This is a genomic window from Streptomyces sp. NPDC005799, assembly GCF_040630525.1.
GTDB lineage: Bacteria > Actinomycetota > Actinomycetes > Streptomycetales > Streptomycetaceae > Streptomyces > Streptomyces griseorubiginosus_B.
On sequence record NZ_JBEXXQ010000038.1, the window covers coordinates 39,965 to 54,480 of the forward strand.

Genomic DNA, 14,516 nt, shown 5'->3' on the forward strand with positions numbered 1-14,516 from the left:
GGGGTATCCACGAAGGAGAGACCCGATGAGCGCCCTGCGAACCTTCGGCTGGTCCTTCGGCGTCACCGCGCTGGCCCTGGCCGCCGCCCTTTTCCTGTGGGGGCCGGGTGGACTGGCCGCCGTCGCGGTGCTCGGCGTACTGGAGGTGTCGCTGTCCTTCGACAACGCGGTGATCAACGCGACTGTGCTGCGCCGGATGACCGCCTTCTGGCAGCGGATGTTCCTGACTGTGGGCATCCTCATCGCCGTCTTCGGGATGCGGCTGATCCTGCCTCTGCTCGTCGTGTCCGCGACCACACGGCTCAGCCCCTCCGCCGTACTCGATCTGGCGATCAGCAAGCCGGACACATACGCCGAGCACCTGGACCACGCGCACCCCGCCATCGCCGCGTTCGGCGGCATGTTCCTGCTGATGATCGCCCTCGACTTCCTGCTGTCCGAGCGTGACGTGCACTGGCTGGTCCCCCTGGAGCGGGCCGCCGCGCGGGCGGCGGGGCTGGATCGGCTCTCGGTGCTGGTCGCCCTGGGTGTGCTGCTGACGGCGACAGCCACCCTGACCGAGGCAGAGTCCACCACGGTGCTCGTCGCCGGCCTGCTGGGGCTGCTCACCTATCTGTTCGTCAGCGGGTTGTCCCAGCACTTCGAGTCCTCGTACGCCGGCTCCACCGTCGGGAAGGCCGCGTTCTTCCTGTTCCTCTACCTCGAGGTGCTCGACGCGTCGTTCTCCTTCGACGGGGTGGTGGGCGCGTTCGCCATCAGCCAGAACATCTTCCAAATCGCGCTCGGCCTGGGCATCGGTGCCATGTTCATCCGCTCGCTGACCGTGCACCTGGTCCGACGCGGCACTCTGGACGACTACATCTACCTGGAGCACGGCGCGCACTACGCGATCGGCGCCCTGGCCGTCATCCTGTTCCTCACCATCCGCTACGACGTCCCGCAGACCGTCACCAGCGCCGTCGGTGTCGCCCTCATCGGCGCCGCGTTCCTGTCCTCCCTCATGCACAACCGCCGGGAGCGAGCGCGCCGAGCCGAGGGCGTCGTCAGCGTGCCGGGGACTGATACGGAGCAGGGGACGTCCGAGCCCACGACCGTGCGCTGACACGGCTCCCGCGGCAGGGCGGCGGTTGTCGTAGGGCCGTTCGGCCTACTACTAAGGACCTTAGCTCCATAGGACTGGCTGGAGGGGAAGGCCACACTGAGGAGGTCGCCGCAGCCCGCACCGCGCTTGGCGAAGGGAGGCAGCCATGTCGACTCTGATCGGGGCAGCACTGCTGGTGGCGATGGCCTGCGTCAGCGTTCGGCGCGTCCTCGCCGCGCGAGGACCGCTCGGCGTGCTCCTGGCCCGGCTGGGCGGCCGACGCGCGGCGGCGGGCGCCGCCGAGTGCCGGCAGGTGCAGCTCCTGCTGACCGATCGGATCAGCCCCGCCGCCTATCGCGCGGCGACGGCAGGACTCGCCCGCGGCCGGCGTCCGGGCAGCCGTGTGTACACAGTCCGCCGGCTGCTCGGCCCACGCGGTCATGCGACATGAGACCCGGGCCGTCCGGTCCCAGAAGGGACCGGACGGCCCGCGGAGCAGCCCGACTCGACCCATACCCGCCCCGAAGGGGCGGACGCACGATCGAATCAACCACCCATACCGGGTACAGGTATTCCCCACTGAGGTGGGGACTGAGGAGGAAACACCATGAAGTCTGACAAGCTCCCCCTGTACGCCCTGGCCGCGGCGATCGCGATCGTCGGACTGGTGGCGTTGGGCGCGCCCGTGGGAAGCCTGGCGCTGCTGGCTGTGCTGATCGCCTGCCCGCTGATGATGTTCTTCATGATGCGTGGCATGCACGGTGACGACACGCACAGCGGCCATGGCATGCACGGCGGCCACGACACCACGGACCGGGCCGCCGAGGACACCGACGATCCTCTGCGCAAGCAGGATCACAAGCACCCCTACGGCCATGGGCGCGCGTAGGAGGCGTCTCGCCCCGGGCCGCCGGCCAGGCGGACCCGCCGCACCACCGGGAGCCGTGCCATGGCAGCGCTGATCGCTCTGCTGATCGGCTCGTTGCTGGTGGCCGCCGGGGTCTACGACATGGCGCGCCTGCTCACGCCGGCCGAGAGCCGATGGCCGCCGCTGGCCCGCCTCCGGGGCCGCCGCGCGGCCCTCGAGGAAGCCGAGCAATGGCTCGTGGGACTGCGGCTGCACGGCCGGATCGATGCGGCCACCTACCGGACACGGATGCACAGCCTCGCCGACGGTCGGCGCACACCCCGAGGAGAACGTCATGGCTGAGGCGGCATACGGCCTGTGGCCGCTGGTCGTGCTCAACGCGCTGCTGTTCATCGTTTTCGCCGCCAGCTTCTTCCACCCGAAGACGAAGCGGGACTGGCGGGCCATGGGCGCCTACAGCGCGTTCATGGTCGCGCTGTTCACCGAGATGTACGGCACTCCGCTGACCATCTACCTGCTGGGCAGCTGGCTCGGCAGCCGGTTCCCGCTGCTGAAGGACACCCACGCGGGCGGCCACTTGTGGAACGACCTGACGGGCTGGACCGGCGACCCGCACCTGAGCCCCTTCCACCTCGCGAGCTATGTCGGCATCGGTGTCGGCTTCTGGCTGATCGCCGCCGCCTGGAAGGTGCTGCACGAGGCCGCCCAGCGCGACCGATTGGCCACCACCGGCCCGTACGCCCACGTACGGCACCCGCAGTACGAAGGCTTCCTGCTCATCATGATCGGGTTCCTGCTCCAGTGGCCCACCATCCCCACCCTGGTCATGTTCCCAATCCTGGTGTACGTCTACGCGCGCCTCGCCCGCAGCGAAGAGCGCGAGGTCGCCAAGAAGTTCGGTGCCGACTGGGACGCCTACGCCGCCAACACCCCCGCCTTCTGGCCCCACATCGGCCGGCACCACCGCACCCCCACCGCGCCCCCGAAGCACCACGGCACCACATCAGGCCGACCCGGCGGGCGCACGCGTGAACGAGACCGCCTCGGCCGGTCCGGAGGCGGCCGATGACCGCCAGGTCCATCCCTCCGACCCGTGGGGGCGAATCCCATGCCGGCATCCCCGTCGCACTGCTCGTCATGGTCACGGTCGCCGGCCTCGCTGATCTCCTGGCCCTGCCCGCCGCGATCTGGTGGACCGAGCGACGATCGTCGGTCAGCGCCCCTTCGGCGGGGCCGTAGCGCTCCGCCACGCACTCACCTGCTCGTCGGCTGTTCACCCCGGGCCAACGCCCCCAAGACCAGGGCTCCATGACCGGGGTTGTCGAGGACCTGGCCGCACGGCTGGTACGGCCCACACGCTGAGCCCGGGCGCACCCGAGCGGAGAAACCTGCGCCGGGCGGGGAACGGACGGCGTCGGCGACCTCTCCCAACCCCCGCAGTGGCAGACACCGCCTGGGCGGTCTGCTGCCCGGGCGGGCCCCGAGCGGCGGCGGATACCCGTCGGCCGCGAGCCCCTCGCGTGTGGCGTGGTACCACCCTCTGGTCGACGCCCGTCCCGGCGCACGCGCGGGGGCCGCAACCCCTGTTCGCGGTCCGTTCGTCGGGGATTCCGGCGGTGCCTGGACGGAGCAGGTTTCGTCCTTCTCGTGCCGACGTCGTCGGCCGGACCACGTGCTCCCCGCCCACAGGGCGACGGCCAACATCGCCACAACGATCTGCAGCACGTTCTGTCGGACGCCGATCTCCGTGCGGGGCGCCCGCTCAGTGCACCGCGACCTTGAGGAACTCGTCGATGAGGGCGGCGGTCTGGTCGGGCTGGTCCTCGCTGACGAAGGGGCCGGAGTCCTCGATGACGCGCAGGCGCGCGTCGGGGATGAGGCCAGCCAGCCGCTCGCCGTGGGCGAGGGGGAAGAAGTTCTGGCGGGCCCAGGCGATCAGGGCCGGGTGGGGGAAGGTCCGCAGTCCCTCGGCGGCCTCGCGGGTGAAGGCGGGCGAGATGGCCCGCACCAGCTGGGCGAAGTCCCGGCGGACTGCCGGGTGTTCGCGCAGCGGTGCGGTGTAGCTGGCCATGATGTCGGCGGGGATGGGGCGCCGGGTGAGCAGGCCGAATGCGATCGGCAGGCGCTGGACGGCCCGCAGGCGCAGGGTCTCGGCGAGCACCTTCAGCCCGGCGGGCGTGCGGCCGAAGAGCTGCAGGTGCCGGATGGGCAGGGGCAGGAAGTTGTCGAAGGCGTCGCAGGGGGTGAGGACCAGGGGGCCGATGCTTTCGGGGTGGCGGGCGGCGACGGCCTGGCAGATGGCGCCGCCGGTGTCGTTGCCGATGAGGGCGGGCGAGGTCAGGTCCAGGGCGGCGATGGTGCGCTGGACGAGGTCGGCGAGCCCGAACAGGGTGAAGTCGGTGCCCGGGCGCATGGGGTCGGTGTGGCCGCCCAGCGGCCAGTCGGGGGTGATGCAGCGGTGGCGGTCGCGCAGGCGGGGCACGACGCCCCGCCAGACGTCGGCGTTGGCGATGATGCCGTGCACGAACACGATCGGCGGGCCGCTGCCGGTGGCGTGGTAGCGGATGACTCCGTCGGGCAGTTCGACGTGGTGGACAGGACCGAGGGCGGAGACGGCGGTGGCCATGGGTTGCTCCTTACGCGTCGGTGTGGTGCCCGTGAGGGCGGTCAGTCAGCAGCCCGGGGGTGACCAGGCCCAGCAGCGCGTCTGCGGTGCGGGCGGGGGGCCAGCCGTGGCCGGTGCGCATGTGCAGGTAGGTGCGAGTGATCACGTTGAACAGCAGGGTCGCGGTCTGCTGCGCGTCCAGCTCCGCGCGCACGCTGCCGTCCGCCTGCCCATCCTGGATCAGGCGCCGGAACGGGGTGACGTAGACGTCGCGGGTGCGGTGGCCGGTGCCGTCCTCCGCGTCAAGGTGGAAGACTGGGTCCGGCACGGTGGACAGCCCGGCCAGCAATCGCAGGTGTTCCTCAACAACCGCGCATGCCGCGCCGAGCGCCTGCCGCAGCCGGTCCGCGCCGCTGCCCGGGCCGGTGAGGGCCGGCCACAGCGCCGATTGCCAGGCCTGCGCGGCCCCGACGACGATCGCGTCGAACAGCACGTCCTTGGTCACGCCCCGCCGGTACAGGGTCACGCGGGAAACGCCCGCCGCCTGGGCGACGCGTTCGAGGGTGAAGTCGTGCCAGCCCTGCTCGGCCAGTACCTGAGCCGCGGCCGCCAGTACGGTCGCGTCCAGCACCGGGCTGCCGCGATCTGCCATGCGCCTCGCCTCCCACCCTCGCCGCCAGCATGCAACACTAGCGTTGCACGGCTGAACGCACCATGTTTCACGTACTGAGGGAGGGCCCTGGTATGGGTGCCTGGCTACGCGGAGGAGCGGCGGCGCTGTCCGGCCTGGGAGCGGCGGAGCTGCTCGCGGCGGCGCTGGGCGGCCCGTCCCTGATCGACGCGGCAGGCAAGCTGGTGGTGGACACGTCCCCGCTGCCGGTGGTCGAGCAGACGGTGAAACTCCTGCGGGCGGCGGACAAGCCGGTCACCCGAGCGGCGGTCGTGGGCACAGTGGTGGGGGCGGGAGCCCTCCTCGGGCAAGCACGCCGCCCCGTCACGTACGGCCTGGCGGCCGGTGCCGCGGCAGCGGCGGCAGCGGGACTCGCCCTGCGCCGACCGGGCAGTGGCGAAATGCGTGACACTCGCGCCACAGCCGCCGTGCTCTCCTCGGCCGCGACCGGCGCGGCCGCCACGGTGACGGCCCTTTCCGCCCCCACGCCCCGCGTTCGCGCCCTGGCGCTGACGGGCGGGGCCGCCCTGGCGGCCTCCCTGCGCCTGCGCGAGCTGCACCGCCGCCGACATGCAGCCGCACAGTCTGCCCGGCTGCCGCCGGTGGCCTCCCCACTGCCGCCCGCCCGCGACGGAGCGGAGGCATGGAACGGGGTCAGCCCGCTTCTGACCCCGGTGGAGGACTTCTACGTCACCGACGTCACCATGCGGCCGCTCCTGATCGACACCGAAGGGTGGGAACTGGATGTCTCGGGCGCCTGCACCGCGCCCTACCGGCTGTCCTACGACCAGTTGCTCGCCGGCGACCTCGTGGAGTTCGACGCGGTCCTCTCCTGCGTCCACAACCGGCTGGGCTGGGATCGGCTGGGCAACCAGCGGTGGACCGGCATCCCCCTGCACACCCTGCTGGACAAGGCCGCTCCCAACCCCACCGCCCGGTACGTGGTGACCCGTGCCGTCGACGGCTGGGAGTGCAGCCTCCCCCTTCTGCTACTGGAGCGCACCGCCGGCTACCTCGTGGTGGGCATGGCCGGGCGCCCACTGACCGCCGCGCACGGTTTCCCCGCCCGGGTCTTCGTCCCCGGCCTGTACGGGCAGTTCACCGGAGCCAAGTGGCTGACCGGGCTGCGCCTGGCCGAACACCCCAACACCGACTACTGGCTCCCACGCGGCTGGCCCCGGGAACCGGTGCCGGTCCGCCCCCTGGCCCGGATCGACAGCCCGGCCCCCGGCCGCGTGAACGGCTCCACGGTGACGTGCACCGGGGTGGCCTGGGCACCCCCGCACGGCGTCACAGCGGTCGAGGCCCGCGTCGACGGCGGCCCCTGGCAGACGGCCGAACTCGCCGCCGAACTCGCCCCGGCCGCCTGGCGCCGCTGGCGGCTGCACCTCCCCCTCACCCCCGGCAAACGCACCCTCCAGGCCCGCTGCACCAGCCGCGACGGCACCCGCCAGAGCCCCGTCCCCCGCACCCCCTTCCCCACCGGCACCTCCGGCTACCACACCGTCACGATCACGGCCCGGTAGAGGAGCTGCCTCGCGCAGCGGAGAGCAAACCGCACGCCGCGTGTGGGGGCCGAAGCCGCACGCAGCCGCGAGCGGGAGCGGGAAGGTGTGCCGCGACACGGGATCAGGCGGCTTGGCCGTGCGCCGCGCGCAGTGGCCGGGCAGCAGGGCGCACAGCTTGGCGCAGGCCGGTGGCGGCGAAGGAGATGAGGGCGCGGCGGAAGCGAACACGACCAGGGCGCCGATGCCCAGAGGGCGGCGAAGCGGCCGGGCAGGGCGTCCAGCCACGGGTCGGCGATCAGGGCAGCGCCCCGCCCGGAGACGGCCGCGTACACGGCCAGGGCGCCCAGGCGGATGGCGGTGCGGTGGAGGTTGGCGGGCCGGGCGCCGGCGGCGATGCCGAGGATGGCGGCGGCCAGGAAGCCGCCGACCATCCAGCCGATGACCAGGTAGAAGGAGGACAGGCTACGGCTGTCGTTCGCGGGCGGCGGGCGGATGTCGACGACCTTGAGCTGTCGCTGCTGGGCCGCCGCGTCTTCTCTGCGACGGTGGTGACCGCCTGTGAGACGGCTGGCCCTCCCTTGACAATGGCACCGAAGCCAACGGGTGAGGCGTACGGCTCCGTCGGGAAAGGACCACCGGACCGGGGCACGGCCAGCGGCCCATGGCCGCCGGTGCCGCGCGGGCGCACGCCGGGGAGGCCGGCAGCGCCGCGCTGACCCGCAGCTCCGGGAAGACGACCCTGTCGGTGTACTCCCCGGACTCCTGGCGATCGAAGACCACCTCGGCAGGAACCCCTTGCCGCAGCCGGATCACGTCGGGGCTGTGGCCGCCACGCACGGTCACCTCCACCCGCTGCACCCCATGGGAGAACTCTGCCGCGCGCCCGGCGCGGGCCGAAGAAGAACCAGCCCAAAGCGGCGATGGCGACAGCGGAGACGGTGATGACGACCAGGTCGGCCAGGTTCATGGCGGACTCCTCACCCCACGGATGGCGGTACGGAATCCACCGTCGTCACCCCTATCCCCACCGAGTAGGGGACCCACCGACCCCGGCACTGGGCCACCCGGCCCATGTACTAATTCCCTTAGTGAGAGGACGGTGGCTGTAAGCCCCCCTACCGGCGCGCTCTACATGTACGCCCCTTCGATCCTGGAAGTGATCACCATGATGTTCTGGTACGACCACAACGTGAGCGGCTGGGGATGGTTCGGCATGTCCCTCGGCATGATCGTCTTCTGGGGCCTGATCATCACGGCCTTCGTCCTCCTCTTCCGCTCCCTCAGCCGACCCGCACCCGGCGGCTCACCCGACGCCACTCACTGGACGCCGCCTGCGCAGACCTCCCCGGAGCAGTTGCTCGCCGAGCGGTTCGCCCGCGGCGAGATCGACGAGGAGGAGTACCAGCGCCGTCTGCGGGTGCTGCATTCCACCGGCGCCGATCTCACCAAGCACTGAACCGAGCGGGCACGTCCCGCTCCAGCCGCAGGCACCTGCGAGGCAGGGCCGCGGGCCGTCATTCCTCAGCGAGCCCAGGAGAGCGCCTTGACTTCTCCCCCAGCTGAAGCAGGGAGCTTCACTCGCGGGTTGAGTTTTCTGCTTCTCAGACAGCAGCTGCCCCGAACCAACGGCAAGGGACGTGGGTACGCCCAGCAGTCTTACGCCAGCTCCACAGACCTGACATCCCGCCAGCCCGGCGGTAGGCCCGGCCAGCCTGGCTATCGCCGACCGGACGCCACGCAAACTGCCCCTTACCTGCGGGCGGTTGGCGGTGAACGCCGATCCGCCCTGGCGGCGCATCGGCTTTCCCTGCCCTGCTCCGCAGGAGTCCGTTTCCTCCCCCGCCTGAAGGCGGGGGTATCCACGGAGGAATCCCGATGAACGAGGCTGACCGTCATGCGTAGAAACCTGGCCCTCGGGCGAGGGCCAGGTCTGATCATGTCCGGAGCGGTCGCCGCGGCCGCCCTGCTGCTCCCCGTCGCCGGGTCGGGCACCGCCTGGGCGCACGGCGAGGAGAGCGACGAGTCGGCGATCCTTCTCGAGCAGGCCCTCGCGCTGATCGCCAACAACGCCTACGAGAGTCAGGTCGCCGAGCGCATCGACGACGCCCTGATGGCCCCGCACAAGGAAGACGTCGACCTGTCCAGGGTCCGCCAGGCGCAGGACTTGATCGAACGGCCGGGCTACAGCGCGGCCGTCAGTCGTCAGGTCAAGGTGCTGCTGCTGGACTCGCTCGGCGGCAAGCTGCCCTCCGCCCCCAGGAACGGCAAGCCCGCGACCGGTGACGAGACCGGCACCAGTGTCGTCCTCGACGAGTTCCGGCCCGCGCGCGGCATCTCCGACGGCGGCGACGCCGTCCTGGCCGGCCTGGGCGTCGCGGTCATCGGCGGGGGGCTGTGGCTCTCGCGGCGGCTGCGCCCGCCGCACACCCTCCGCGAACTGGAACACCGCGAGCGCAGGCACCGGGAGGCGTCATGACCACCCACCGTCCCGGGTCCGCAGCTGGCGCCGGACCCGAGGCCGCCGCGGCCGAGCCCCCTCGCCGCGGACGCTTCCGGCGAGCCGTAGACGTCATCGACGACCGGATGGGCATCAAGGCCCTGGCCTACCCGGTGCCCGAGCACGCCAACAACCTGAGCTGGAGCCTGGGCGGCCTGACCATCGTTTCCTTCGTGACGCTGCTGGTCACCGGCGTCTACATGGCCCAGTTCTACTCGCCGAGGCCGGAGGACGCCAACCAGTCGGTGCGCGACCTCGTCTCGAACGTCTGGCTGGGCGGCTTCGCCCGCGGCCTGCACTACTGGGCGGCACAGGCGATGTTCGTCTTCGCCCTGGGACCAGGAGGGATACGAGGCCCTGGCCCACAACCTCGACGTCGCCAAACTCCTCGGCGGTTTCGGCATCTGGTTCACCCCGAAACTCACCAACCGCGTACCGATCGTGGAACGCCTGTACACCGCGCACGCCGTGATCATCCCCGGCCTGATCCTGCTGCTGTTCGTCTGGCACGCACTGCTCGTCAAGCGGCACAAGATCTCACCGCACCCTGCCATCCCGAAGCCGGAGGAGGAGATACCCGAGCCCTTCACCGCGCACCTCAAGCGCGTGGCCGCCTTCGGCCTCGTACTCCTCGGCATGCTGTCCCTGCTGGCGGTGCTGCTGCCGCCGGTCCTCGGGCCGACACCGGTCGAGGGCATCGAGATCACCCGGCCGCTGTGGATGTTCTGGTGGTTCTTCCCCATGGAGGAGTGGTTCGGGGTCGCCTCGATCGCCTACGTCATCGCGGGCGTCTTCGGACTGATCTTCCTGGTGCCCGTCCTCGACCGCAGCCCACGGCGGCTGTGGCGCGAACGCAAGATCGCCATGACGTCTGCCACAGTGTTGCTACTAAGCCTCATAGCTGTCACTGTCGAGGTGTGGATCAACAACCCGAAGGGGCACTGATGAACGCCTCTGACCGCACCCCCCGCACGGACGGCCTCGACGTCCGCCGCGCGCAGCGGTGGTTCTGGGCGCTGACCCTAATGGCCGTGCTCGCGATGGGCACGCTCTACCAGGAGCTGCGCTCGACACCCGGCCCCAGTACGGGAGTCCTGGTCCTCATCAGCGGGCTGATCCTGGCCGCGTCCGTCGTCCTGGCGGCCCGCATCCTGACCGTGCTCGCCGGACCGCCGCGCCTGCCCCGGCGTCTCGGCCTCCACCCGCCCCAGCGACGCACCACCACGGCGCACGCCTCCACCGCCCCCTCACCGAAGGAGAAATGACGGTGCCCGACCACTCGGCTCACGAGGCACACCCCGGCCACGCGCACCCGCCCAAGGAGCGCAGCACCGCTGTGCTCGACGTGCGCGGGCTGGGGTGGGCCTCCCAACAGAACACCATCACAGCCGTGCTGGGCCGCCGGCCGGGCGTCCTCGACGTGGAGGCCAACCCGGTGGCGCAGACGGCGACGGTGGTCTTCGACCCGCGGCGCACGTCCCTGGCCGAACTGCGTCGCTGGGTCGAGGACTGCGGCTACCACTGCGCAGGCCAGTCCGTGCCGACCCACGTCTGCGACCCGATGACCGAGCCTGATCCACCCGCCCTGGCGACGGCCCCGCCCGAACACGCTCCCGAACCGCACGTACACGAGGCACACGTCCACGAACCGGGTCCTCCCGCCGAGCACGCCGCCCACGAGCACGAGGAGGGCATGCCCTCACCGCACGACATGATGGGCCACGGCGGGCACGGGGGCATGTCGATGACGGCCATGGTCGCCGACATGCGCAACCGCTTCCTCGTCGCCGCACTCTTCTCCATCCCCATCGTGATCTGGTCACCGATCGGGAGGGACGTCTTCAACCTGGACGTACCCGTCCCCTTCGGGCTGCGCGAGGACGTGTGGGCGCTGCTGCTGAGCCTGCCGGTGATCCTCTACTCCTGCACCATCTTCTTCGACGGCGCCTGGCGAGCCCTGCGCGCCCGCACCCTGGACATGATGGTGCTGGTGGCGGTCGCCGTCGGCTCCGGCTGGCTGTACTCCCTGATCGTCACCCTCACCGGCGGCGGCGATGTCTTCTACGAGGCGGCCACCGTGCTGGCCTCCTTCGTGCTGCTGGGCCACTGGTTCGAGATGCGCGCCCGTGGCGGCGCCAACGACGCCATCCGCACCCTCCTCGACCTCGCCCCGCCCAAGGCCCTCGTGCTGCGCGACGGCGAACCCGTAGAGGTGCCCACCGCCGAGGTGGTGGTCGGGGACCTGCTGCTGGTCCGCCCCGGAGCGAAGATCGCCGTAGACGGCATGGTCGAGTCGGGCACCAGCGAGGTCGACGAGTCGATGGTCACCGGCGAGAGCCTGCCGGTGCACAAGGAACCGGGCTCGCAGGTCGTCGGCGCCACCATCAACGCCAACGGCACCTTGCGCGTGCGCGCCACCAAGGTAGGTTCAGACACCGCGCTGGCCCAGATCGTCAAGCTCGTCCAGCAGGCCCAGAACTCCAAGGCTCCCGGGCAGCGGCTGGCCGACCGTGCCGCCTTCTGGCTGGTCTTCGTCGCGCTGCTCGGCGGCGCCGCGACCCTGGCCGTCTGGCTGCTGGCCACCGACCGCTCCTTCGGTGCCGCGATGCTGTTCGCCATCACCGTCGTGGTGATCACCTGCCCGGACGCGCTCGGCCTGGCCACCCCCACCGCGATCATGGTCGGGACGGGACTCGGCGCGAAACGGGGCGTGCTGTTCAAGAACGCCGTGGGCCTGGAGACCTCCGCCCGTATCCAGACCGTCGTCATGGACAAGACCGGCACCCTCACCAAGGGCGAGCCAGAGGTCACCGACGTCGTCACGGCCCCTGATGTGCTCGGGGAGTGGCTGCTGCGCCTGGTCGCCGCGGTCGAGCGGGAGTCCGAACACCCCCTCGCGGAAGCCGTCGTACGGCATGCCGAGGCCAAGGGGCTCGCCTTCGAACGCGCGGAGGATTTCGAGAACGTACCCGGTCATGGGGCCATCGCCCAGGTGTCGGGCCACCGGGTCGTGGTCGGCAACCGCCGCCTGGCGGAGCGCGAAGCCATCGATCTCGCGGAACTCGCAGAAGCGCGGGACGAGCTGGCCGCCACCGGGCGTACCGTCGTGATCGCCGCCGTCGACGGGCGCGCGGTCGGCCTGATCGGCATCGCGGACGCACCCCGCGAGACCTCTGCCACCGCCGTGCGCGAACTGCACGCCCTCGGCGTCGAGGTCGTCATGCTCACCGGCGACAACCAGGCCACCGCCGACCGCATCGCCGAGCATCTCGGCATCGACACGGTCATCGCCGAAGTCCTGCCCGGCGACAAAGCGGCCAAGGTCGCCGAACTCCAGGCCAGCGGCCGCAAGGTGGCGATGGTCGGCGACGGCGTCAACGACGCGCCCGCCCTGGCCCAGGCCGATCTCGGCATCGCGATCGGCGCCGGCACCGACGTCGCCATCGAGACCGCCGACGTGGTCCTGATGCGCTCCGACCCCCTGGACGTGCCCACCGCCCTGCGCATCGGCCGCGGCACTCTGCGCAAGATGCGCCAGAACCTGGGCTGGGCCATCGGCTACAACGCGATCGCCCTGCCCATCGCCGCCGGTGTCTTCGAACCGGCCTTCGGCCTGGTGCTCCGCCCGGAGATCGCCGCGCTGTCCATGTCCGGCTCCAGCTTCATCGTCGCCGTCAACGCGTTGTCCCTCAAGGGACTTCGGCTGCCCGGTGCGGCCCCCTCCCCCACCCACACCCCGCGGGAAACGGTCGCCCCCAGCGCCGACGAGCCCGCCCGGCGCGCCGCCTGACCCACCGACGAGGAACCGCTCTCATGCCGTCCACTCCGCAGCGTCGACGCACCGCTCCCCTGGTGCCGGCGGCGGCCGCGACCCTGCTGTCGGCGACCGCCTGCTCCAGCGGGAACGACAACTCCTCCTCAGCGACATCCACCGCCACGGCCCCCAGTCCCGCCTCGCCCTCGGCGACCACCGGCGGGGCGGAGATCACGCTAACGAACTTCGCCTTCACGCCGACACCCTGACCGTCACGGCGGGCCATAAGGTCACCGTCTTCCTTGGCTTCCTCCCCCGCCTAAAGGCGGGGGATTCCAGCGGTCGCCCTCTGGGGTTCCTGCTTCACCGACGACCGCCCCGTCCGGGAGGACTCCCGTTGAGGTCTTACACCGTCTCCACAGGCAGCAGCCGCCAGCCCGGCGGCCAGGATGTTGCGTGCCGCGTTCACGTCGCGGTCATGCACCGCACCGCAGTGCGCGCATGTCCACTCGCGGATGTTCAGCGGCAGCTTCCCGCGGACCGTGCCGCAGCTTCCGCACAGCTTCGAGCTGGGGAAGAAGCGGTCGATCACGACGAGTTCGCGCCCGTACCAGGCGCACTTGTACTCCAGCATCATGCGCAGGTCCCTCCAGGCCGCATCCGAGACGGCGCGCCCCAGGCGCCCGTTCCTCAGCAGGTTGCGGACGGTCAGGTCCTCGATCACGACCACTTGGTTCTCGTGGACGATGCGCGAGGTCAGCTTGTGCAGGAAGTCCCGGCGCCGATCGGCGATCCGCGCGTGGATGCGGGCAACCTTCCTGCGGGCCTTAGCCCGGTTCACGGAGCCCTTCACCTTGCGCGACAGCTCCCGCTGAGCGCGGGTCAGGCGGGCACGGTCCCCGCGTTCGTGCCGGGGGTTGGTGATCTTCTCCCCGGTGGACAGGGTCACCAGCGAGGTGATCGCGGCATCCAGACCGACCGTGTTCGCGGTCGCGGGGGCCGGGGCGATGCTGTGCTCGCACAGCAGGGACACGAACCAGCGTCCCGCCGCATCACGGGACACGGTCACCGTGGTCGGCACCGCACCCTCGGGCAGCGGACGCGACCAGCCGATGTCCAGCGGCTCGGCCATCTTCGCCAGCGTCAGCCGCCCCTCGCGCCACGTGAAGGCGCTGCGGGTGTACTCGGCCGACGACCGGGACTTCTTCCGCGACTTGTAGCGCGGATACTTCGCCCGCTTGGCAAAGAAGTTCCCGAACGCCGTCTGCAGATGCCGCAGCGCCTGCTGCAGCGGAACGGAAGACACCTCGGTCAGGAAGGCCAGCTCCCCGGTCTTCTTCCACTGCGTCAGCGCTGCGGAGGACTGCACATAGGAGATCCGGCGCTGCTCGCCGTACCAGGCCCGGGTCCGCTCCTCCAGCGCCTTGTTGTACACCAGGCGGACACAGCCGAACGTACGCGACAACTCCGCCGCCTGCTCGTTGGTGGGGTAGAAGCGGTACCTGAACGCCCGCTTGACCTGCCGCATCACAC

The 14,516-nt window shown here is 71.1% G+C and carries 15 protein-coding genes and 2 pseudogenes; 14 read left to right on the forward strand and 3 right to left on the reverse strand.

The window, feature by feature from the left end; genetic code table 11:
- The first annotated feature begins 25 nt into the window (after window positions 1-25).
- From ABZ453_RS32340 to ABZ453_RS32365, 6 genes are all read left to right on the forward strand, one after another.
- Entirely contained in the window at window positions 26-1,102 is a 1,077-nt protein-coding gene (locus ABZ453_RS32340) for a DUF475 domain-containing protein (RefSeq protein ID WP_359020480.1), read from the forward strand.
- A 145-nt stretch (window positions 1,103-1,247) separates the two neighbouring features.
- Window positions 1,248-1,532: a hypothetical protein gene (locus ABZ453_RS32345; protein WP_359020482.1), complete on the forward strand. Its 285-nt coding sequence runs from the start codon at window positions 1,248-1,250 to the stop codon at window positions 1,530-1,532.
- Between the two features lie 156 nt (window positions 1,533-1,688).
- A complete protein-coding gene (locus ABZ453_RS32350; protein ID WP_359020484.1) occupies window positions 1,689-1,970 on the forward strand; it encodes a DUF2933 domain-containing protein in 282 nt (93 codons plus the stop codon).
- 60 nt (window positions 1,971-2,030) lie between these two features.
- Window positions 2,031-2,291, forward strand: coding sequence for a hypothetical protein (locus ABZ453_RS32355; protein WP_359020486.1), 261 nt, complete (start codon window positions 2,031-2,033; stop codon window positions 2,289-2,291).
- Entirely contained in the window at window positions 2,284-3,018 is a 735-nt protein-coding gene (locus ABZ453_RS32360) for an isoprenylcysteine carboxylmethyltransferase family protein (protein WP_359020488.1), read from the forward strand. Before ABZ453_RS32355 ends, ABZ453_RS32360 begins: the two co-directional genes overlap by 8 nt.
- Window positions 3,015-3,188, forward strand: a complete 174-nt coding sequence (locus tag ABZ453_RS32365; protein WP_359020490.1) for a hypothetical protein — start codon at window positions 3,015-3,017, stop codon at window positions 3,186-3,188. The genes ABZ453_RS32360 and ABZ453_RS32365 overlap by 4 nt, the downstream gene beginning before the upstream one ends.
- A gap of 523 nt (window positions 3,189-3,711) precedes the next feature.
- Here the strand turns inward: ABZ453_RS32365 and ABZ453_RS32370 are convergent.
- A complete protein-coding gene (locus tag ABZ453_RS32370; protein WP_359020492.1) occupies window positions 3,712-4,575 on the reverse strand; it encodes an alpha/beta hydrolase in 864 nt (287 codons plus the stop codon).
- 10 nt (window positions 4,576-4,585) lie between these two features.
- On the reverse strand, window positions 4,586-5,206 hold the full coding sequence (locus ABZ453_RS32375) for a TetR/AcrR family transcriptional regulator (RefSeq protein WP_359020494.1): 621 nt from the start codon (window positions 5,204-5,206) through the stop codon (window positions 4,586-4,588).
- 92 nt (window positions 5,207-5,298) lie between these two features.
- On the opposite strand from ABZ453_RS32375, the gene ABZ453_RS32380 reads away from it, so the two are divergent.
- The 8 genes and pseudogenes from ABZ453_RS32380 (at window position 5,299) to ABZ453_RS32415 (ending at window position 13,252) form a co-directional block, all read left to right on the forward strand.
- Window positions 5,299-6,750 carry a molybdopterin-dependent oxidoreductase gene (locus ABZ453_RS32380; protein WP_359020496.1) on the forward strand — a complete coding sequence of 484 codons (1,452 nt, stop codon included), beginning with the start codon at window positions 5,299-5,301 and terminating at the stop codon, window positions 6,748-6,750.
- Between the two features lie 1,147 nt (window positions 6,751-7,897).
- Window positions 7,898-8,188: an SHOCT domain-containing protein gene (locus ABZ453_RS32385; RefSeq protein ID WP_359020601.1), complete on the forward strand. Its 291-nt coding sequence runs from the start codon at window positions 7,898-7,900 to the stop codon at window positions 8,186-8,188.
- A 438-nt stretch (window positions 8,189-8,626) separates the two neighbouring features.
- A complete protein-coding gene (locus ABZ453_RS32390) occupies window positions 8,627-9,208 on the forward strand; it encodes a hypothetical protein (protein WP_359020498.1) in 582 nt (193 codons plus the stop codon).
- A gap of 107 nt (window positions 9,209-9,315) precedes the next feature.
- Window positions 9,316-9,546: pseudogene (locus ABZ453_RS32395) on the forward strand (hypothetical protein); the annotation flags it as partial.
- A gap of 25 nt (window positions 9,547-9,571) precedes the next feature.
- A pseudogene (locus ABZ453_RS32400) lies at window positions 9,572-10,174 on the forward strand (cytochrome b N-terminal domain-containing protein); the annotation flags it as partial.
- Window positions 10,174-10,494, forward strand: a complete 321-nt coding sequence (locus ABZ453_RS32405; RefSeq protein WP_359020607.1) for a hypothetical protein — start codon at window positions 10,174-10,176, stop codon at window positions 10,492-10,494. The pseudogene ABZ453_RS32400 and the gene ABZ453_RS32405, both read left to right, overlap by 1 nt.
- Window positions 10,491-13,019, forward strand: coding sequence for a heavy metal translocating P-type ATPase (locus tag ABZ453_RS32410; protein ID WP_359020500.1), 2,529 nt, complete (start codon window positions 10,491-10,493; stop codon window positions 13,017-13,019). Before ABZ453_RS32405 ends, ABZ453_RS32410 begins: the two co-directional genes overlap by 4 nt.
- Before the next feature lie 23 nt (window positions 13,020-13,042).
- A complete protein-coding gene (locus ABZ453_RS32415) occupies window positions 13,043-13,252 on the forward strand; it encodes a hypothetical protein (RefSeq protein WP_359020502.1) in 210 nt (69 codons plus the stop codon).
- 50 nt (window positions 13,253-13,302) lie between these two features.
- On the opposite strand, the gene ABZ453_RS32420 is transcribed toward ABZ453_RS32415, so the two are convergent.
- On the reverse strand, window positions 13,303-14,514 hold the full coding sequence (locus ABZ453_RS32420) for an RNA-guided endonuclease TnpB family protein (RefSeq protein ID WP_359020504.1): 1,212 nt from the start codon (window positions 14,512-14,514) through the stop codon (window positions 13,303-13,305).
- Window positions 14,515-14,516: the final 2 nt, after the last annotated feature.